Source organism: Mangrovihabitans endophyticus (assembly GCF_014646155.1).
GTDB lineage: Bacteria > Actinomycetota > Actinomycetes > Mycobacteriales > Micromonosporaceae > Actinoplanes > Actinoplanes endophyticus.
This window is the reverse complement of the sequence record NZ_BMMX01000011.1, coordinates 104,866-124,614: the sequence shown is the minus strand read 5'-3', so window position 1 is coordinate 124,614 and position 19,749 is coordinate 104,866. Positions and strand designations below refer to the sequence as shown.

The following is a 19,749-nucleotide window of genomic DNA, read 5'->3' as shown; positions in this document are numbered from 1 at the left end:
GGTGCCACCAGCCAGACGCTACGACGCCTGGCTCGGCGGCAAAGACAACCTCGCCGCCGACCGCCACTCCGCCGACACCATCGAAGACGCCTTCCCCACCATCAAGCAGGCCGCCCGCGAAAACCGCAAATGGATGCGCCGCGCCGTCCGCTGCCTCAGCGAACACGACATCCGACAATTCCTCGACATCGGCGTCGGACTCCCAGACCCACCCAACGTCCACGACATCGCCCAACACATCCACCCGAACACCCGCGTGCACTACATCGACAACGATCCACTCGTCGGCGTCCACGCCGAAGCCCTCCTCACCGACGGACCCGACGGGCACACCACCTTCACAACCGGAGACCTACGCGACCCCGACACGATCCTGCACGACGCCGCGCAACGACTCGACTTCACCCAGCCGATCGGCCTGCTGATCATCGCCGTTCTCCACTTCCTCCCCGACACCGACCACCCCCACCAACTCGTTGCCCGCTTGGTCCAAGAGCTGGCGCCCGGCAGCTACCTCGCCCTCACCCACGCCACCCTCGACCCGCTACCACCGGCACAGGCACACCGACTACGCGACCTCGCGGCCAGCGGCAACCACGGCGCACTCCACCCTCGAACACGCGACCAAGTCACCGCCTTCTTCAGCGGCCTCGACCTCGCAAAACCCGGCCTTGCGTACACGAACGACTGGCACCCACACCTCGAACCACACCCCGATCCCAACCTCATGCACGACCACACCGCCACGCACGCCGGACTCGCACGCAAACCACGCTAATCCCGCCATAGGGCTGTGTTTCTCAATGAGCACTCACGGGGCATTTGCCGCTGCCACACCGAATGCGGTCGCATGGCGCAGACCCGATCCGGCCTCCTCCAATCTTCCGAACCCGTTCAAATCTTCTCCACTTCTTCTCAAGGCGGCCCGAAACGGGCCGCTCACGCCGCCGCCTGGGCACGCACCCAGGCCGTCGCTGGCGCTCTGGCCTGGGCACTCAGAACGCCCGTCGGCTGGCGTGCTGGGCAGGGTCGGGCCGCTTCGACGTCAGGTAGTACCCCGGAGGTAGGAGTTAGGGATTTGGCCGGCTGCCGACCAGACGGCCTGAGCGACGCGGACTAGCTGCCCATGTGCGGGCCGCAGGACGTGTCACAGCCGTCGAGCTCCGGGTACGGCGGCGCGCATGGTGTCCGGGCCGCCTCTCCACAGTCAAGGGCGCTTCGCGTCGCAAGCGACGGCCCCAAGCGCTATTCACTGAGAAAGATCAGGACCAGGGTGGTGCGCCAACCTCGCCAGATCCTTTGGATTGGTGAGGGGCTGAGGTGTCAGGCAGTCGGACTATTTGATCGAGAGCCTCGAACAGCCGATCGGCATATGCTATGGCTGCCTGACGTACCCACCAACGACGGACAAAGGACGACCAGAGGGCGATCCCAATGATGTGAATCGAGAGTACGACCCAAACCTCCATTGAGCCGCCGCTCCGCCAGTAATATAAGGAGTCAGCGACCAAGCAGATCGACAGAGCGATCAAGGCGATTGGCTTCAACGCCAACATGTTGCGTGCATAGCCATACGCAATGTTCTCTGCCTGAACCAGCGGAAATTCTTCTGTGCGGCGTCGCACCATGGATATGAGCGAGCGTGTCGCGGTCACCAGAACTTCATCCGCAGCGTCCCGGCGGTCGCTCTCCAGCTTCCAGTTAGGCAACCGAGTGCCTGTCACCGTTTCGAGCATCTTCCTTCGCCCCGCAACGGCTGGTGCTGGAGTCCTGCTTCCAAGTCGAAGCATTTCAGTGGTTGGCATTCCATCCCAGGAAGCTACCAGCTTGCTCTCAAGCCGTTTACCCATATGTCGCACGACGTTGGACACCAGAAACATCAGCCCCACTGAAACTGTCAGGGGCGCTAGTGCCATGAGGGGCTTAGTCGGCAAAAGCAGGAGAACAAACACGGCAACCGGAAGTGCTGCGATTAGAGCTGGATATATCCGCGCCTTCCTCGTGTATGCATCCATGTCGCCGAACAGATCACCAGCCTTCACTCGTCGTCGTCCTCGGCCAGCGGCGGTAGTGGCTCAAGTGGAACCCAGCCCGGTCGACTAACCCCAGGAACACTGTGGCAAATACTCTGCCCCTCAGTAGCGAGAACGTCGCAACCGCGACGCTTCAATGCATTCACGACCTTCGGGGAAGGGTGCTTGGGTGCCGCCTTTGCTGAACTGATGAAGGAGACGTAGCTACTGAACGGGGCTTCCGTGGGGCCGAGAATGCGGTCAAGGATCGTTGGCCCAACGTTCCTTTTGCTTCCGTGGTGGGGCGCTTGGAAGAAGGAAATCGGGGACTGGTCGAAAGAATCGAATAGTCGTTCATACTCCGATGCGCCAGTATCTAGGGCTGGAATCCCCGCGTCGCCGGTGAAGAGGAGGCGTTCTCCGTCCACTGAAACCAAGGTAATTACCGAGGAGTTGTTACGCGCTGTTGTTTCGCCGTCATCTGCTAGGGTTTCGACAGGCAGGTAAGTAAGAGCTTTGTCGAGGAGTTGGCCGACTTGCTGAACCCAGTGGCGGCGGAAAGCTTCGGTGAATGCTGATGCCTTGATCGAGCCTAGGCTTTCGTCAAGTAGGTCCTCGTAGTAGTTCTCCGTTGGACCGAGGATCTTGACGCTGCCGTTGAATCTCGAAAGCCCCGTAAATGGCTCGGTTAGCTTGACGTTTCGAGCCCGCGCCGTCTTGATTAGATTGTCTAGCGCTTCGAGATTGGTGAATTCCGTTAGATCAGTTCTGTGGAGCCGCGGCTGATGCACGAGAAGCTCTGAGACGCTGAGTTGGTCGATCACTGTGCACAAGCCGTTCAGATGATCCGCGTCGGGGTGTGTCGAGATCATCAGATCGACAACGACAGTTTCGTAGTACTTCTTGATGTGATCTACAAGCTTCTGGCCGACCGCCGTGAAGCCGCCATCAATAACGACTACGACGGGTGTGGCGCGTCCCGGGACTGTAAAGCGGATGGCGATCGCATCGCCACTCTTGCCACCATCTTGTTCGTCATTCTCGACAGGCAGAAAATCTACCTCGTACACAAGCACTCCCCGCGCCAAAACAGTCGTACACATGATCTAAGCGCTGATACCTTACGCTTCTCTCAGATCGAATGCCAACCATGTAACTCGATCGGGAGTGCCAACCAAATGTAAGGAATACTTCCTGATGCTGGTGTCGAATTAGGGGCATTGAGAACAGTGCGAGACAGTCTCGCGTCCTGCGTTTCGCGCCTGCCGCTCGTGTTGGCTCCGGAGAATCCTGCCGAACGTGGACCGTGGATGGCACCGCCCGCGAGTCCGTCGGCAGACATGGAGAGGCAGCGGCCTCCTGACTTGTCCACCAGGAATCTGACAGGGGTTCCTTGGCCTCGCGAGCCAGAAGTGCCTGACCGGTTGCTTTCCAGTCTGGGCCGACCGATTTGACCGAAGTGCAGGGTTGTCGGGGACGAGCGTCAACCTGAGAGCGATCGCTGATCTGACTTAACGTAATCAAATATCTACGTTGAGCGATGATGGTGAACGGTGGTCGGTCGAATGGCAGGCAACAGTCACAGAGCGAACTGCGCGAACGCCAAGAATCCCGGTTGTGTCTGTTCTGGTTGCGGGGGCGCACTGCACGGCTGGCGGGGCTGGGCGACCCTCGCTGCCGACACGCAGGACGCGCGCAACGATCGGCGGCTTCAACTCGAAGCAAAGGTCGAGAAAAACAAGCGCACCGGCGCGCTCAGCCTCAACGGCCGAAACCGTCAGGCTTTTGTTGACCTCGCACGCCTAGACATCACGGATCACCTGGCGACGACCTGGCCTCAAGATAGTGGCGCGTCGCCGCAACAAGTGGATCTCTCCGATCCGGTCACGTACTCATCCGACCTTGGCCGGCTGAGGGCACTCGCTGAGACTCTCATGGCTGAGACTTGGCCGGAGATCTCTATCGAGATCGATCAAAGTGTCGGCGGCGAGCAGTCTGCGCGCGAAATCAAGAAGCAACTCGCTGACCACACGTGGTGCACTCTGTTGGTGGCTCTGGTCCAGGGTCTTGAGCAGATCAACCGGGCCTTCAGGTTCCTTTCAGAGCAAGGTAAGCGATTCCTCGAACGCGCCCTGACTGACAACCTGACGGGCCTCTCCAAGCGGCTCGCCCAGGTGGTCGCTGGCATCGTCGTAGACAAGGTTTGGGCAGCGCTCTTCAAGCTCCTGGAGGCCCACTTCCCTCTGATCGGCGAAGACACGCTGCGAGTGCTCCGGATGCTGGCTCTGTTCACATGCCCATCAGTCGAGCACCATCCAGAGGTTTACAAACATGCCGCCAGGCCGCTGATGGAAGACGGACTGAACGTCATCTCACAGGAGACCAAGGAGCAACTCGCGGCTCTCTTTGCGGCTTGGTGGCAGCGACACAACCCGGAGGCAAACCTGTAGGCATACTGTTCCGTCGGCCGGACTGCGTGAGCTTTGGGAGAGACGCACCCGCGCGACTCCTGGTTCACGACCAGCGGCGCCCATGGCGTGACCAAGTTGTCGGCTCGGTCGGCGTTCCTGCAGTTCAGAGGGTTGTAGCGGCCGGTCTTGAAAACCGGTAAGGGGAAACTCTTCGTGGGTTCGAATCCCACGCCCTCCGCTCCCGCCATCACCTGAAAGATCCACTGAACAACACCAACGCCGGTCTGGCGTATGCCAGAGGTCGGAGGGGTCAGTCCCGCGCGATCTCAGCAGAAACTGTCGCCGACAGAAGCGGCTGCGGCTCGATCGCCGCGACGCATACGCGACAGCGACCGAGCTGCCCGTAGCCCGGTGGGAGCCCTGTCCGCGTACCTGACGGCACACCAGAGGGGCCCTCGGTGGCCGGGTCCCTCCCTGGGCACCCGGCCGTAGCTGGCGGTTGTCACCGCCTGCTCAGCCGTAGCAGAGGGCTGTCACGCCGGGCTCATGACGTCCATGACCGACGGCCGAACCAGCGATGACAGCCACCAGCTACGGCCGGACCTCACCATCGGGCACCGGCGCACCCCGCCCCTTGGACGGCCGAGCCGTTGAAGGGCGCGGTCCCCATCACGGCCGACAAAACGGATACCAAGGCTGGTATGAACCCGGTCGGCGTCCGCCTCGGGGCTCCCTGGGAGAAACGGCGAAAGTCGGGCCGCATAGCCCGGGGATGTTCGGGAGCCTGCCACGGCTGTTGGACAGAATTACCGTACGTCGGGGGGTACGACAATTTCCGACAGCACGAGGCCAGGTCAGCCTTCCAGATCGTTCCGGTGGCTGAAGCGACAAGGCGGGTACGCGGCAGTCTGACCCTCGGGGGACACCGACCCCACGCGCCTGCTCCCGTGATTACCATGATCCGGTGGCCGTTCTCGCTGTTCAGGACCGTGCAGCACCCCTGCCGGTGCGCTGCCGCGTGTCTGCCGGGCGCGAAGGTGAGCGATGAGCGAACTGCTCCGGCGGGACGACGATCGGGTGGTGCACCGGGTGCCGCAGCTTGCGCAGTTCCGCGCCCGCTGCGCGGCCCGGACCCAGCGTGACCTGACCACCCCGCAGAATCTGCATCGCTGGTCGGTGGAACACTTCCGGGATTTCTGGGACGAGTTCCTGCGCTGGGCGGATCTGGCTTGGGAGGGGTCGGCCGAGACGGTCTGCGACGGCGACGACGTGGAGACCGCGCGGTTCTTCCCGGACGTACGCCTGAACTATGCGGAGAACCTCCTCCGCCCGTTGCCGGGGGTGGACGATGACGCTGTCGCCCTGACGTCGGTGCACGACGACGGCAGCGCCGAGCATCTCACCCGCGCGGCGCTGCGTCGCCGGGTCACCGCCGCTGCCACCGGGCTGGCCGCGGCCGGGGTCTGCGCCGGCGACCGGGTGGTGGTCATCGCGCCCAACACCGCCGCCACGGTCGTGACCGTGCTGGCCGGCGCGGCGTTGGGGGCCGCAGTGTCCACCGCCATGCCGGACATGGGCCCCACCGCGCTGCTCGGCCGGTTGGCGCAGGTCGAGCCGGTCGTGCTGGTCGTCGACCGCGGTGGTTCCGGCGAGTGGGCGGGCGCCCCCGGTGACACCCTCGCCACCTTGCTGGACGGCCTGCCCGCCGTGCGCGTCGTGCTGGTGCTCGACGATGACGACCGGCCGCTGCCGGCCACGGCGAAGGTCTCTGCGTATCGGCTGGACACGACGATCGAGGGGACCGACGGCCCGCCCGCCGAATGGCCGCGCCTGCCGTTCGACGCGCCACTGTTCGTAATGTTCACGTCCGGCACCACCGGAGCGCCCAAGGCGATGGTGCACGGCATCGGCGGCACGCTCCTGGAGCACCTGAAGGAGCACCGGCTGCACCTGGACCTGGCGCCGGGGGACGTCTACCTGCATCATTCGACCACCGCGTGGATGGTGTGGAACCGCCAACTGTCCGCGCTGGGCGCGGGCTGCCGGATCGTGCTCAGCGACCGCGCGCTGACCGGCCCGGAAACCCTCTGGGAGCTGGTCGCCGGTCTGGGCGTGACGGTGCTCGGCACCAGCCCGGCCTATCTGCAGCTCTGTCAGGATGCCGGGTACCGGCCCCGGGACGCGACCGATCTGTCCGCGCTGCGCGCCGTGTTGTCCTCCGGTGCGGTGCTGCACGACTGGCAGTTCGACTGGGTCGCCGACGCCGTGGGCGAGATGCCGCTGCAGTCGATCAGCGGCGGCACCGACATCATCGGGGCCTTCGTGCTGGGCCACCCGGAGCTGCCCGTGCGGCGGGGCCGCATCCAGGCCCGTGGCCTGGGCATGGATGTCGCCGCCGTCGACGCGCAGGGACGCGAACTGGTCGGCGAGGTGGGCGAACTGGTCTGCCGCAACCCCTTCCCGTCCCGTCCGGTCGCGTTCCGCCGTGATCCGGACGGCGCCCGGCGGCACGCGGCCTACTTCGCCGCGAACCGCGGCATGTGGACCCACGGCGACCTCATCGAATTCGACTCGGACGGGTCTTCCCGGCTGCACGGCCGCTCGGACGGCGTACTCAACGTCGACGGGGTGCGGATCGGCCCCACCGAGATCTATGCCGTGTTGCGGCAGATCGCCGGCGTGCGCGACGCGATGGCCATGGAGCAGCGGCACCCCACCGTGCCCGGTGCCACCCGGCTGGCCCTGCTGGTGGTGCTGGAGGACGGCGTACGTCTGTCCGCCGACCTCGCCCGGTCCATCCGGGTGAGCCTGCGCCGGCAGGCCTCGGCCGCGCACGTGCCCTCACTGATCCTGCCGGTGCCGGATCTGCCGGTCACCTTCAACGGCAAGAAGTCCGAGCGGGCCGCCCGCTATGTGCTCGACGGCGAGCCGGTGGCCAACCTGACGGCGCTGCGCAACCCGGACTCGATCGACGGGATCGCCCGCGCGCTGGCCGCCGCCGAGCGGGAGGCGGCCCAGGTGGCGGCTGCGGCGGCCGACGACGCCGGAGTCGACGACGTGACGGCCACCATCGGCCGGCTGTGGCGGGAGACGCTGGGACCGACCGCCGACGGCGGGCACACCTTCGCCGACCTGGGCGGCACCTCGCGGCAGGCGATGACCCTGGTCCGCCAGGTCCGCCAGGTGCTGGGCCGCGACGTGGGCCTGGAGGCGTTCCTGGCCGACCCCACGCTGCCCGGTCTGATCGCCGCGGCGACCGCCGCGCCGCGGGCCGACGACGCCCCGCGCGCCGTTCGGTTGGCGGCCGGCGATCCGGCGCTGCCGCCGATGTTCTTCGTGCACGACGCCTGGGGCGACATCGACGTCTACTGGCCGCTGGCCCAACTCCTCACCGGCACCGGGCCGCTCTTCGGGCTGCGCACCGACCTGCATGCGCCGGACGGCGCCCGGCGGCCGATCGGCGAACTGGCCGCCGACCACGTGGCCGAGATCGCGCGGGTGGTGCCGACCGGTCCGGTACGGGTGGCCGGGCATTCGTTCGGCGGGCTGGTCGCCTACGAGACGGCCCGGCAACTCGCCGCCGCCGGACGCACCGTCGACTTCCTCGGCCTGGTCGACGTGCTCCCGCCGGGCGTCATGCTCACCGCGACGGAACGACTCGTGCACGAGCTGGTCGACCGGGTTTCGCTGCTGTTCCCCTCGATGCGCAACGTCTCGCTGCGCGATGTGCTCGCCGAACGCCTGCGCCCGGCCTCGGCACCGGCCGACCGGCAGCTTTTCGTGCAGACCACCACGGTCGCCAACGATCATGCGCCGGGCCGGTACGCCGGACCGGTCACCTATTTCCGTGCGCGCCGGAGCCTGCCGGGCCACCACATCCTGGCCGCTTGGCGTCGTCAGGCACCCCGGCTGACCGTGCTCAACGTCCCCGGCGCCCACCACGACGTGCTCGGCCAAGAGCACGTCACGGAGGTGGCCGAGAAGTGGTCCGAGGCCCTGGCCGACGCGAACCGCCAGCCAAACGAGTAAGTCCCGGCCTGCCCGCACCCACCCGTGCCTCCCCGCACCCACCCGCACCCACCCGTGCCCTCTCCGTGCCGACCCGCACCCACCCGTGCCGCACCGCTCGTCCCCTGCCACGCGCCGCCCGCGCTCCCCCACTGTCGGATCGATCTTGAAGTTTTGTGGTCCGGAATGCGGGGTTCTGAGACGGTTAAGTGGCCCCGAAACTTCAAGATCGACGGCCGGGGCCCGGCTGCGGGCCCGGCTGCGGACGCGGCCGGGGGGCCGGGGGGCCGGCCGGGGGCCGGGGGCCGGCGGGAACGCGGCTGGCGGATGCCTGCGCGGGGTTGGGGTTGGGGTCAGGGCTGCGGGCGCAGGGAGTTGCGCCCCGCCATCGCGATGCTCGCCGCCAGGAAGGCTGCGTTGATCAACGTGAACAGGCAGACCACCCAGACCGTCCACTGTGGCGCAGCGATCAGCACCACGCCCGCCAGCGCGATCACGGCGCCGTAGTCGCGCACCAGCTTCACCACCCGCACCGGGAACGAGGTGCTGGTGACGATGCTGGCGGCCTGCGGACCGGCCTGCATCACCGACGTCACCAAGTTGACCATCCAGGTGCCGGCGAACGCGCCCAGCAGCCAGGCCGGTGTCTCCGGCACCTGCGCGTGGGCCACCGCGGCCAGGGCCGACACCAGTGCGACCTGTGCCGCCACATCGCAGAGCACGTCGACGCGCGCCCCCGCCGGGCTGGTCTGGTGCGTGACTCGGGCCAGTTGTCCGTCGGCGCAGTCCAGCGCGTACGCGAACTGCCAACCGACCAGCGCGACCAGACCGATCGCCCAGGCCCAGACGCGGCCGTCGGCGACCGGTCCCGCGGTGGCGATGACCACGAACGAGATCAGGCAGCCGACGCCGAGGTTGCCGACGGTCAGCACGGTGGGCGACAGCTTGTGCCGGTTGGCGAACACCGCGACCCGCGCGCCGAGGCGCTGGCTGATCAGTTCGCTGAACAGGCCACCACCTCGGTTGACCGCATAGAAGTCCGCGGCCGTGGGCTCACGGGTGGGTGACGGCTCGGTCATAGTCGGCCAGCTTCCGGCGGATCTCGTCGGTGGACATCGCGAGGTGTTCGAGGATGGTGTAGCGGTCCGGGCGGGTGCGGGGTGCGAACGCCACCACGTCCACGAACTGGTCGCCGGTCAAACCGACGTCCGAGGGTGTGCGGGGCAACCCGTGACGGGCCAGGCATGCGGACATCTGCGCGAAGCGGGTCATGTCTTCGCGCAGGAAGGTGCAGAACAGCGCGCCCAGCCCGGCCAGCTCGCCGTGGGAGCCGGTGCCGGGGAAGAGCGTGTCGGTGGCGTGCATGATCTCGTGGCAGCCGCCGCTGGCCGGGCGGCTGCTGCCGCAGACGGCCATGGCGAGCCCGCTGGAGATCAGCGCCTCGGCGAGGACGGTGACGAACGCGTCGTCGTTCATGTCGCCGGGCATGGTGAGCACCGCTTCGGCACCCATCCGCGCCAGCGAGGCGGCCAGCCCGTCCACCGGCTCGCCGCGGACCTGGCGGGCCAGCTCCCAGTCGGCGAGGGCGCTGATGTTGCTGATCACGTCGCCGATGCCGGAGCGGTTGATGCGCTCCGGTCCGTTCTCCACGAAGTCCAGGTCGACGATGACGGCCAGCGGGATGTGCGAGCCGTAGGACCCCTTGATCCCGTCGTTGACCAGGCTGGCCACCGGAGACGCGATGCCGTCGTTGGCCAGGCTGGTGGCCACCGACACCATGGGCAGCGCCCACCGGGTGGCCGCGTATTTGGTGGTGTCGACGGTCTTGCCGCCGCCGATGCCGACCACCGCGTCATAGGCCCGGGACCGCAGCTTGTCCGCCAGTTCCATGGCCGCGTCGAGGGTGCCGCCGACGGTGGTGTAGACGTCCGCCGCGCGCAGCGACGGGCGGATCAGCTCGGCGATCCGCTCGCCCTGGCCGGGGCCGACCACGACCGCCACGTCACCGCCCGCCGAGATGCGCCCGTCGGCCAGGATGCGGCCCAGGTCAGCGACCGCGCCGCGGCGTACGTCGATGTGCAGCGGGGTTTGGACGCTGCGCGCTAGTAGCGGCATGCGATGTCCCGTGCCTTGGCCAGATCCTCGTGGTTGTCCACCTCGACCCAGGGCACGTCGCCGATGGCCGCCCCCCGGATCTCGCCGCCACGGTCGGCCAGCTCCTGATAGCCGTCCTCGTAGTAGAGGTTCGGATCGCGTTCCCACGTGGTCTTCAACGCATCGGCGAGGCCCGCGGCGACGGACGGCTCGATGATCGTCGCGCCGATGTATTCGCCGAACGCGTCGGCCGGGTCCATCAGCTTCGTAATCTTGGTGAGCCGGCCATCTTCCGAAAAGATCGTCTTCATCTCTTCGTCGCCCAGCTTCTTAACATTGTCGATGGCAAGCAGAATCCCCGGCCCGCGGTTGGCGAGCAGGGTCTGCTCCACGCTCACCGGGTGCACGGTGTCGCCGTTGACGAGCAGCGCACCCTGGGCGAAGTGGTCGCGTGCGAGCCACAGGGAGTAGGCGTTGTTCCATTCCTCGGCCTTGTCATTGTGCACGAGGGAGATCTTCACACCGTACTTGCTCTGGAAGGCGTCCACCCGCTGCACCACCGCGTCGGCGCAGTAGCCGACGACGATTGTCACGTCGGTCAGCCCGGCGGCGGCCAGGTTGCGCAGCGAGATGTCCATGATCGTGGTGTCGCCGTCAACCGGCACGAGAGCCTTGGGCAGGGTGTCGGTGTACGGCCGCAGCCGCCGCCCGGCTCCGGCGGCGAGAACCAGACCGATCATGGGTGTTTCCTTCCGGCGAGGGTGTCGAGCTGCCGAGGATAGCCAATGTGCTACAGCTCCAGGTCAGGAGAGTCCCAGAAGCCGCAGCGCGGCGAAGCCCTGCTCGACGATGCGGCGGAGCATCGTGTCGTCGGGAGCGCGGTTCTCCTGAAGCAGGTCCAGCTCGTGCTCGGCCAGCCAGCGGAACTCGGTGTGCTTGCCCTGCTCCAGTCGAGGGCGTTCGAGGTCACCGTCGACCCGGACCAGGAAGTCGGACTCGACCCGGGCGAGGCCGTCGTCACCGGTCCAGGAGCACGGTTCGAGGGCCGCGAGCACGACCGAGATCTGCCATCCGGTCTCCTCGGTCGTCTCCCGGCGCAGCGCCTCCTCGACCGATTCGCCGGGTTCCACGTGACCGCCGACGATGTCCCAGGTGTCCGGGAAGAGTTTCCGTGCGGGCGAGCGCTTCTGGAAGAAAATGCGGCCGTCGTCGTGCACCACGAGAGCTCCGGCCACGCGGAGGGGTTCGGGTGCAGCCATGAAAAAATCATGTCGAGCCGCCTCGTAAGCTGGGGCTATGACCGCTGAGCAGTTGATCTCGTTCGCCCGTGGTGCGCCGTCCCTGGACATCGTCGACGTGGCCGGCCTCAAGGCCGCCGCCGCCCGCGCCTTCGACGCCGATCCCGCCGGGATGACGGCCTACGGCACCTCCGTCGGCTATGTCCCGCTGCGCAAGTGGATCGCGGAGAAGCACGGGGTCACCGCCGATCAGGTCATCGTGACGAACGGTTCGCTGCAGGCCGACGCGTTCCTGTTCAACCACCTGATCCAGCCCGGCGACGACGTGGTGGTGGAGAAGCCCACGTACGACCGGACGCTGCTGAGCCTGCAGAACCTGGGCGCCAAGGTGCACCAGGTGACCATCCAGCCGGACGGCATCGACGTGGACGAGCTGCGTGCGCTGCTGGAGAGCGGCCTGCGGCCCCGGCTGGCACACATCATCCCGAACTATCAGAACCCGGCCGGCGTCACGCTGTCCGTGGAGAAGCGCCGCGCCCTGCTGAGCATGGCCGTGGAGTACGGGTTCACCATCTTCGAGGACGACCCGTACGTGGACATTCGCTTCCGCGGCGACGCGCTGCCGTCGATGCTGTCGATGGACTCGGACAACGCGGTGGTGCACGCATCCAGCTTCACCAAGACGGTGTGCCCCGGCGTCCGGGTCGGTTACCTGGTCGGCCCGGCCGCGCTGATCGATGCGATCGCCAAGAAGGCCACCAACCTCTACATCTCGCCGGGCATGGTGTCCGAGGCGATCGTGCACCAGTTCTGCGTCTCCGGCGACATCGAGCGGTCCGTCGCCACGGTGAGCGCCGCCCTCGGCGAGCGCGCCCGGGTGCTGGCCGAGGCGATCCGCACGCACATCCCCGGCGCCACCTTCACCGAGCCGGACGGCGGCTACTTCCTCTGGGTCGATCTCCCCGAGGACGTGGCGGTGGACCGGTTGTTCCCGGCGGCCATGAAGAAGGGCGTCGCCATCGTCAAGGGCAGCGACTTCCTGCTGGACGGCGGGGAGCACTCGGTGCGCCTGGCGTACTCCGCGGTGACCGTGGATCAGATCGATGAGGGTGTGCGCCGGCTCGCCGCGGCGATCGATGAGGTGCGCGCCTGAGGAACTTCCTGCCCGCCTGATACATAGTGTCGGATTTCCGACACATTCTCGGTTTCCCTTGCGGGTGGCGTCCGGATCACAATGCTCAACGGCGCTCGCTCGCGGGCACCGTTGATCCTCTTTCCTCACCCCCCGCGCCCGGCGGGCCGTGCGCAGCCGTTCTCCCCCCGAACGGTGTGCGCGGCCCGCCCGGCGTTCCTGCCCGCCGGTTAGCCTCGGATGCTGGATCCAGCGACTGGGGGAGGTTTCCATGGCCGACAACACTGTTCGCGGCCGCAGCCGGTCGGTGGCCGTCAACCGGTCTCTGCAGCGGGCGTGGACCGCCCCGGTGCGCGCCATGAACCGGATCCTGGGCACCGCCGAGGGACAGGCCAACGGCTCCGGCCACCTCGGCGAGCAGAGCGCGGTGGTCGACTGCGGGGTCTATGTCGCGGGCCGCCGCGAGCCCGGCACGTTCAGCCCGGACGAGGCGCTGCGCGAGGCATGTTCCCGCGACGGCGCCTTCGTGTGGCTGGGGCTGCACGAGCCCTCCCAGGAGCAGATGTCCGCCATCGCGCACACGTACGGCCTGCACGAACTGGCCGTCGAGGACGCGGTCAAGGCGGAGCAGCGGCCCAAGCTGGAGCAGTACAGCGCGGTGCACGTGCTGGTGCTGCGCACCGCCCGGTACGTGCCGCACAGCCAGCTCACCGAGACCTCGCAGATCGTCGAGACCGGTCAGATGATGCTGTTCATCGGCGAACGATTCGTGATCACGGTGCGGCACGGCGACGCGACCCGGCTGGCGCCGGTGCGGGCCGACCTGGAGGAGCGCGGCGTCCTACTGGAGCAGGGACCGTGGGCGGTGGCGTACGCGGTGACCGACCGCGTGGTGGACGCCTACGTGGCCGTCGCCGAGCAGGTCGAGGCGGACCTGGACATCCTGGAGGAAGGAGTGTTCTCCCGCGAGGGCGGCAGCACCGTGCAGCAGATCTACCAGATGAAGCGGGAGCTGGTGGAGTTCCGCCGCGCGGTGATGCCGCTGCAGCGCCCGCTGGCCACCATCACCTCGTCGCAGAGCCGGCTGGTGCCCAAGGAGATCCGGCGGTACTTCCGCGACGTGCAGGACCACCTCACCCGTACGGTCGAACAGGTCGCCTCCTACGACGACCTGCTCAATTCGGTCCTGCAGGCGCGGCTGGCCCAGGTGACCGTCGATCAGAACAACGACATGCGCAAGATCGCCGCGTGGGCCGGCATCTCGGCGGCCTGGACCGCCATCGCCGGCGTGTACGGGATGAACTTCAGCTTCATGCCGGAAACCCACTGGCAGTACGGCTATCCGGTGGTGATCGCGCTGATGCTGGGCGTGTCCGTGCTTCTCTATCGGGCGTTCCGCCGCAACGGCTGGCTGTGAGTCATCGACCGCTGCCTCTAGAGTGCTGGTCGTGCCGTCGCGTCAGGACCAGCTCCACTCCTACCAATACTCGCTGCAGCGGGTGGTGGCGGCCCTGGTCACCCACGATCCCGACCCGCACCGCTCGCCGCTGCGGCGAGCCGGCATGACGGTGCTGGTCGGTGCCGTCATCGCCACGCTGGCGCTGGGCGGCACCCTGGTCTACGGCATCCTCACCGGCACGAACACCGTCGAGTTGCGCGACGAGTCGGTGGTCTTCCTGGAGAAGGGTTCCGGCGCGCGCTTCGTCTATCTCAAGACCGACGACCGGTTGCATCCGATCATCAACTACAGCTCGGGCCTGCTGATCGCCAACTCGTCCGAGCCGAAGGTGGTCAGCACCTCGTCCGACCGCCTGGCCACGATGAGCCTGGGCGAGCCCCTCGGCATCCCGGACGCCCCGGATTCGCTGCCCGACGCCGACCATCTGCTGCCCGACGACTGGACTGTCTGTTCCCAGCGGGCGGGCGACTCCCCGATCGCGGAACCGCGGAGCCTGCTGCTGGTCGGCGATCGGATCGCCGGCGGCAACACCCTCGCCGCGCCACCGCCCGGCGGGAAACCGCAGGCCCTGCTCGTCTCCGACGCGCTGGACCGGATCTATCTGGTCTTCGGCAACCGGCGCTTCCTCGTGCCGGGGAGCCGGGTGCAGCAGACGCGCACCTGGTTCGGCTGGACCGAACAACCGCTTCCGGTGGCCACCGGCTGGCTGAACGCCGTCCCGGTGGGCGCCGACCTGCAGGCGCCGCGCATCCCGCGGCACGGCGCGCCGTCGCCGACCATGCCGAACCATCGGGTGGGACAGCTCCTGCGCGTCTCCAGCGACCCGAACGGCTCGCCCACCTGGGGCGTGGTCATGGCGGACGGAGTCGCGGACCTCACCGAGGTGCAGGCGTTGTTGATGCGTGCCGCCCCGGAGGGCGCCGAACCGGAGGACATGGACCGCACGCGTTACGGCAACCTGCCACGGTCGGCCACCGTGCTCACCGCCGCGGCGTCCACCGCGGGCTTCCCGGCGACCGTGCCGACGCTGCTCGATTCCGCGCGGCGGGTCTGCGTGACCTCGGCGGAGAACGACTCCCTCACGGTGCGCATTGACCCGGCCGTACCGGCCGGCGCACCGGTGCGCCGCGCTGACGCCCTGCCCGGCGGCGTTCAGGCCGACCTGGTGCATGTGCCCCGGGGACACGGAGCGCTTGTCGTCTCGGCGGCCTCACCGACCGCGCCGGCCACCGCCGGCACCGTCAGCGTCGTGACCGACACGGGCGTCCGCTACCCGATCGCCTCCCGCAACCTGCTCGGCAAGCTGGGCTACCACGACGCCAAACCGGTCGAGGTGCCCGCCCAGTTGGTCTCGCTGCTGCCGCAGGGGCCGTCGCTGGACCCGGAACGAGCCCGCCGACCGGTCACCGCGTCGGACTGACCGCAGCGGCCCCCGGCGGGAGGCCAGAGACCGCTTGCTTCGACAAGGGACTAGCCGGATCTTCGACAAGGGACTAGCCGGATCGGATGCGCGAGGCATCCGACCCGGCTGGTGACCGCCGACTTTCCCTCTCCGGTCAGTCGGAGTTCTTACCGCTGGCCATGCGGGCCACCTCGGGGCTGTGCTGCGTCGACGAGGTCTGGTCCGCCGTGCCGGTGCGCAGCGTCGGGTCCTCGGCGACTGCGGCGTCAAGGCCCGCGCCGGCGGCCGGAGCGGTCGTCTCCGTCTGGTCCGTCGGCTCGAACGCCGCGTCATCCGCGGTGTCGATCACGGCCGTGGGCGTGTCGACCGGCTCCGCCGGGTCGTACTCGTCCCACTGTGCGGCCCGGCGCCGACGCACGGCGTACGCCGCTCCGGCACCCACCGCACCGCCGACCAGGGCGATCCCTAGCAGCGTCGAGGTCTTCCGGCCGCGCTGCTTGCGGCCGAGCGCCTTGTTGGTGCGCTTCTCGAGCTTCTTGGCGTTCTTCTCCGCGGCCTTGCGGTTCGCCTTGGCCGCCTTCTTGGTTTCCTTGTTCGCCTGACGTACGTTGCCCGCCGCCGAGGCCACCATGGGTCCCAGCGTCGCCACGGTGCTGCCCCAGCCGCTCGCAGCCGCGTCGCGGGCCTTGCCCGCCACCGGCTGCACACGCTCACGTGCGGCGTTGAACTTCGGGCCGACCGTGGCGCCGGTCTCCTGAGCAGCGATGGCGGCCGCCCGCCGGAAGTGATCGACGCTCTGGCCGAGCTCGCTCTTCATCTTGTTGCTGCGGCGCTTGCGGCGCATCGTCTCGAGCACCAGTGCCCACCTCCTGAGGTTCGCTCCCTCATCATGTTGCCCTCTCAGGTACCCCCGCGTCGCCCGATCAGACACATGGGGGAGGATCCGGAAGGCAAAAGGACTGTCGGACGACAGAAGGAGTACCCGTGGCCGAGAAGCTTTACGCCACCCTGCACACCAACCACGGCCAGATTCGTCTCCAGCTGTTCCCGGACCACGCGCCGGCTACCGTGCGCAACTTCGTGGAGCTCGCCGAGGGCACCAAGGACTACGTGGACCCGCGCACCGGCCAGAAGGGCAACGGCCCGTACTACGACGGAACCATCTCGCACCGCGTCATCTCCGGTTTCATGGTTCAGATGGGTGACCCGACGGGCACCGGGCGCGGCGGGCCGGGCTTCCAGTTCGCCGACGAATTCCACCCTGAGCTGCAGTTCGACCGGCCGTACCTGCTGGCCATGGCGAACGCCGGGCCGGGCACCAACGGCTCTCAGTTCTTCATCACCGTCGCGCCCACGCCGCACCTGAACCGCCGGCACACGATCTTCGGTGCGGTCGCCGACGACCAGTCGACGAAGGTGGTCGACGCCATCGCCACCACGCCGACCGGCCCCGGTGACCGGCCCCGCGAGGACGTGGTGATCGAGCGGGTCGAGATCGAGCGCGGGTAACGTTGTGCCATGAGTGACGTCCCCCAGACGGTTCCGGTCTGTTACCGCCACCCGTCACGGGAGACGTACGTCCGCTGTACGCGCTGTGACCGGCCGATATGCCCCGATTGCATGAACGCGGCATCGGTCGGTCACCAGTGCCCCGAATGCGTGAATGAGGGGCGCCGCACGCAGCGACAGGCCCGCACCGCCTTCGGCGGCCGCGTCGCGGGCGGCACCGGCACCGTCACCCGGACCCTGATCGGCATCAACGTCGCCGTCATGATCATTTCGGTGGCGACCGGCGGGCTCGGCGCGGTGGCCGGTGGCGGCTGGGGCGGCCTGCTCGGCGGCACCACGCCGCTCACCGACTGGGGATCGGTCATCGGGTACGCGTCCTACGGTCCCGGCGACACGGCCCTGCACGGCGTCGCCGCCGGCGAGTGGTACCGGCTGATCACCGCCATGTTCCTGCACTACGGCGCGCTGCACCTGCTGATGAACATGTACGCGCTGTGGATCCTCGGCCGGGACATGGAACGTGTCCTGGGCCGGCTGCGCTTCGCCGGGCTTTACCTGATCGCCGGCCTCGGCGGCAATGTCGCGGCCTACCTGTTCTCTCCGCCCAACGTGCCCACCGCCGGCGCGTCGACCGCCGTCTTCGGTCTGATGGCGGCCATCTTCGTGATCCTGCGGCGGCTGAATCTGAGCGTCGCACCGATCCTGCCGATCATCGTGATCAACGTGATCTTCACGTTCGCGGTCGCCAACATCTCGGTCGCCGGACACCTCGGCGGCCTGGCCGTCGGCGGGGTCGCCGCCGCCGTTCTCGCGTACGCGCCGACCAAGAACCGCAACGTCGTGCAAGGCGTCGGTCTCGCCGTGATCGTCGCCGCGCTGCTGGTGCTCGCCGTCTGGCGCACGTTCGCCCTGCTCGGCTGACCTCGTCCGGTTGACCGGGAGAGGTCACCGGCACCGCACGGCCGGGACCGGAAACCCGTTGAACGTCGACGCGTACGCGCTGGTGTACGCGCCCGCGACGTGGATCAGAACCGCGTCGCCCACGCCCAGGTCCGCGGACAGCTCCACGTCGTACAGGATGGTGTCCTGGCTGTCGCAGCTCGGCCCGGTCAGGTGGTAGCGCCGCCGCGGGCCGCTCGGGCGCGGATCGGTCACCGGGAAGCGCAACTGATTGCCGCTCTCCAACGCCTCCATCAGGCCGTTGAACGCGCCCACGTCCAGGTGCGCCCATCGGGCACCGTCCCGCTCGGCCAAGCCGATCACCGTCGCCATCATCGTGCCCGCCTCCGCGACCAGCGCCCGGCCCGGCTCCACCACCAGCTCCACCCGGTACGGCAGGGACTCCACCGCAGACCGGATCACCTTGCCGTACTCCGACAAATCAGGCACATCGACGTCGTAGCGCGCCGGGAACCCGCCACCCACGTCCACCATGGTCAGGGTGATCCCGTCCCGCTCCAGCTCGCGCATCGCCGCCGCGCACTCCGCGATCGCCGGCGTCCATGCCTGCGGCTCGGTCATCTGCGATCCCACATGAAACGTCAGCCCGTACGGGCGCAGGCCGCGCTCCCGCGCCAGGCGCAGCAGACCCGCCGCCACCTGCGCGGTCACCCCGAACTTGCCCTCGCTGCCCACTTCCCCGCCGCCGCCGGTGCGCAGCCGGGCGTACACCGCCGCACCCGGCGCATGCCGGGCCAGCTTCTCCACCTCCTCCGGCGAATCGGCGGCGAACCGCCACACACCCGCCGCGTGCGCCGCCTGAATGTGCAGATCCGCCTTCACCGGATTGCTGAACAGCACGTCCCGCCCGCGCACGCCGACCGCGTGCAACGCCGCCAGTTCCGCCGCCGAGGCGATCTCGAACGAGCATCCGGCCCGACGGAGTCGCCGCAGGATATCCGGATGAGGGTTGCATTTCATGGCATAGTGCACCCGCGCCTCCGGCAGCGCGGAACGGAAGGTCGCGTACGCATGCTCCACTGTGACCAGGTCCATCACCAGGCGTGGGGTCGTCACGGCACCGGGACGCCCGTACGGGCCCCAGCGCCGGGCCACGCCGAACGCCCTACGAAGGACCGCCAGGCAACGACGTAGTTCCATATGCGGACGATAAATGCTCTTTGTTGCCGAGCGCTGTGTTCGTCCCCCGTACGTGCATCCTCATGAGATCAAGAACGGGGCGCCGCCCCCTCGTCGTCGATCGGCGCGTGCCAGGTGCCGCTGACCTATCGCGGCGGCCGGGCGGAGCGGTGGAGAGGCCGGGCGCGGTCCTCACGGGACGATGGCACGGTCAGGAGACCCCGATGCCCCTGGCGGTATGCGGTGGTGCGCCGACCCACGGAGCCGCCTTCCACAGAGCCCCCTCCCGCCCCCTCGTGTCGCGCCCCGTCCCGCCCCGTCCCGCCGCGTCCCGCCGTCGCGCCGCGACCCCGTCACGTCACGTCACGTCACGTCACGTCACGTCACGTCGATCTTGAGGTTTTG

16 protein-coding genes and 1 tRNA gene are annotated in these 19,749 nt (G+C 68.1%); 9 read left to right on the top strand and 8 right to left on the bottom strand.

Annotated elements, in window-relative coordinates:
• Position 1 precedes the first annotated feature (1 nt).
• On the top strand, positions 2 to 778 hold the full coding sequence (locus IEY73_RS15020) for an SAM-dependent methyltransferase (RefSeq protein WP_189079822.1): 777 nt from the start codon (positions 2 to 4) through the stop codon (positions 776 to 778).
• Between the two features lie 484 nt (positions 779 to 1,262).
• Here IEY73_RS15020 and IEY73_RS15015 read toward each other — a convergent pair whose 3' ends face one another.
• The gene (locus IEY73_RS15015; RefSeq protein WP_189079821.1) at positions 1,263 to 2,042 is read right to left on the bottom strand and encodes a hypothetical protein; all 780 of its coding nucleotides are present in this window, start codon (positions 2,040 to 2,042) and stop codon (positions 1,263 to 1,265) included.
• Entirely contained in the window at positions 2,039 to 3,082 is a 1,044-nt protein-coding gene (locus IEY73_RS15010; RefSeq protein WP_189079820.1) for a ComEC/Rec2 family competence protein, read from the bottom strand. Before IEY73_RS15010 ends, IEY73_RS15015 begins: the two co-directional genes overlap by 4 nt.
• A gap of 495 nt (positions 3,083 to 3,577) precedes the next feature.
• Between IEY73_RS15010 and IEY73_RS15005 the strand changes: the two genes are divergently transcribed.
• From IEY73_RS15005 to IEY73_RS14995, 3 genes are all read left to right on the top strand, one after another.
• Positions 3,578 to 4,462, top strand: coding sequence for a hypothetical protein (locus IEY73_RS15005; RefSeq protein ID WP_189079819.1), 885 nt, complete (start codon positions 3,578 to 3,580; stop codon positions 4,460 to 4,462).
• Between the two features lie 127 nt (positions 4,463 to 4,589).
• Positions 4,590 to 4,661 (top strand) — tRNA-OTHER (locus IEY73_RS15000).
• Between the two features lie 806 nt (positions 4,662 to 5,467).
• Positions 5,468 to 8,452, top strand: coding sequence for an acetoacetate--CoA ligase (locus IEY73_RS14995; RefSeq protein WP_189079818.1), 2,985 nt, complete (start codon positions 5,468 to 5,470; stop codon positions 8,450 to 8,452).
• A gap of 332 nt (positions 8,453 to 8,784) precedes the next feature.
• Here the strand turns inward: IEY73_RS14995 and IEY73_RS14990 are convergent, their stop codons facing one another.
• The 4 genes from IEY73_RS14990 to IEY73_RS14975 all read right to left on the bottom strand — a co-directional run bounded on the left by IEY73_RS14990 (position 8,785) and on the right by IEY73_RS14975 (position 11,784).
• Positions 8,785 to 9,510 (bottom strand): CDP-alcohol phosphatidyltransferase family protein, encoded by a 726-nt coding sequence (locus IEY73_RS14990; RefSeq protein ID WP_189079817.1) that lies wholly within the window; start codon positions 9,508 to 9,510, stop codon positions 8,785 to 8,787.
• Positions 9,485 to 10,546 (bottom strand): iron-containing alcohol dehydrogenase family protein, encoded by a 1,062-nt coding sequence (locus IEY73_RS14985; RefSeq protein ID WP_189079816.1) that lies wholly within the window; start codon positions 10,544 to 10,546, stop codon positions 9,485 to 9,487. Before IEY73_RS14985 ends, IEY73_RS14990 begins: the two co-directional genes overlap by 26 nt.
• Complete coding sequence (locus tag IEY73_RS14980; RefSeq protein WP_189079815.1) at positions 10,534 to 11,265, bottom strand: phosphocholine cytidylyltransferase family protein; 732 nt, start codon at positions 11,263 to 11,265, stop codon at positions 10,534 to 10,536. Before IEY73_RS14980 ends, IEY73_RS14985 begins: the two co-directional genes overlap by 13 nt.
• A gap of 63 nt (positions 11,266 to 11,328) precedes the next feature.
• The gene (locus IEY73_RS14975; RefSeq protein ID WP_189079814.1) at positions 11,329 to 11,784 is read right to left on the bottom strand and encodes an NUDIX hydrolase; all 456 of its coding nucleotides are present in this window, start codon (positions 11,782 to 11,784) and stop codon (positions 11,329 to 11,331) included.
• 37 nt (positions 11,785 to 11,821) lie between these two features.
• On the opposite strand from IEY73_RS14975, the gene IEY73_RS14970 reads away from it, so the two are divergent.
• The 3 genes from IEY73_RS14970 to eccB all read left to right on the top strand — a co-directional run bounded on the left by IEY73_RS14970 (position 11,822) and on the right by eccB (position 15,774).
• Entirely contained in the window at positions 11,822 to 12,916 is a 1,095-nt protein-coding gene (locus IEY73_RS14970; RefSeq protein WP_189079813.1) for an aminotransferase-like domain-containing protein, read from the top strand.
• Positions 12,917 to 13,166: 250 nt separating this feature from the next.
• A complete protein-coding gene (gene corA, locus IEY73_RS14965) occupies positions 13,167 to 14,312 on the top strand; it encodes a magnesium/cobalt transporter CorA (RefSeq protein WP_189079812.1) in 1,146 nt (381 codons plus the stop codon).
• A 31-nt stretch (positions 14,313 to 14,343) separates the two neighbouring features.
• Positions 14,344 to 15,774 carry a type VII secretion protein EccB gene (gene eccB, locus IEY73_RS14960; protein WP_189079811.1) on the top strand — a complete coding sequence of 477 codons (1,431 nt, stop codon included), beginning with the start codon at positions 14,344 to 14,346 and terminating at the stop codon, positions 15,772 to 15,774.
• 136 nt (positions 15,775 to 15,910) lie between these two features.
• Here the strand turns inward: eccB and IEY73_RS14955 are convergent, their stop codons facing one another.
• Entirely contained in the window at positions 15,911 to 16,612 is a 702-nt protein-coding gene (locus IEY73_RS14955) for a hypothetical protein (RefSeq protein WP_229715843.1), read from the bottom strand.
• 128 nt (positions 16,613 to 16,740) lie between these two features.
• Between IEY73_RS14955 and IEY73_RS14950 the strand changes: the two genes are divergently transcribed.
• On the top strand, positions 16,741 to 17,265 hold the full coding sequence (locus tag IEY73_RS14950) for a peptidylprolyl isomerase (RefSeq protein ID WP_189079810.1): 525 nt from the start codon (positions 16,741 to 16,743) through the stop codon (positions 17,263 to 17,265).
• 9 nt (positions 17,266 to 17,274) lie between these two features.
• The gene (locus tag IEY73_RS14945) at positions 17,275 to 18,186 is read left to right on the top strand and encodes a rhomboid family intramembrane serine protease (protein ID WP_189079809.1); all 912 of its coding nucleotides are present in this window, start codon (positions 17,275 to 17,277) and stop codon (positions 18,184 to 18,186) included.
• A gap of 24 nt (positions 18,187 to 18,210) precedes the next feature.
• Here IEY73_RS14945 and IEY73_RS14940 read toward each other — a convergent pair whose 3' ends face one another.
• On the bottom strand, positions 18,211 to 19,365 hold the full coding sequence (locus IEY73_RS14940; RefSeq protein WP_189079808.1) for a type III PLP-dependent enzyme: 1,155 nt from the start codon (positions 19,363 to 19,365) through the stop codon (positions 18,211 to 18,213).
• Between the last annotated feature and the right edge of the window lie 384 nt (positions 19,366 to 19,749).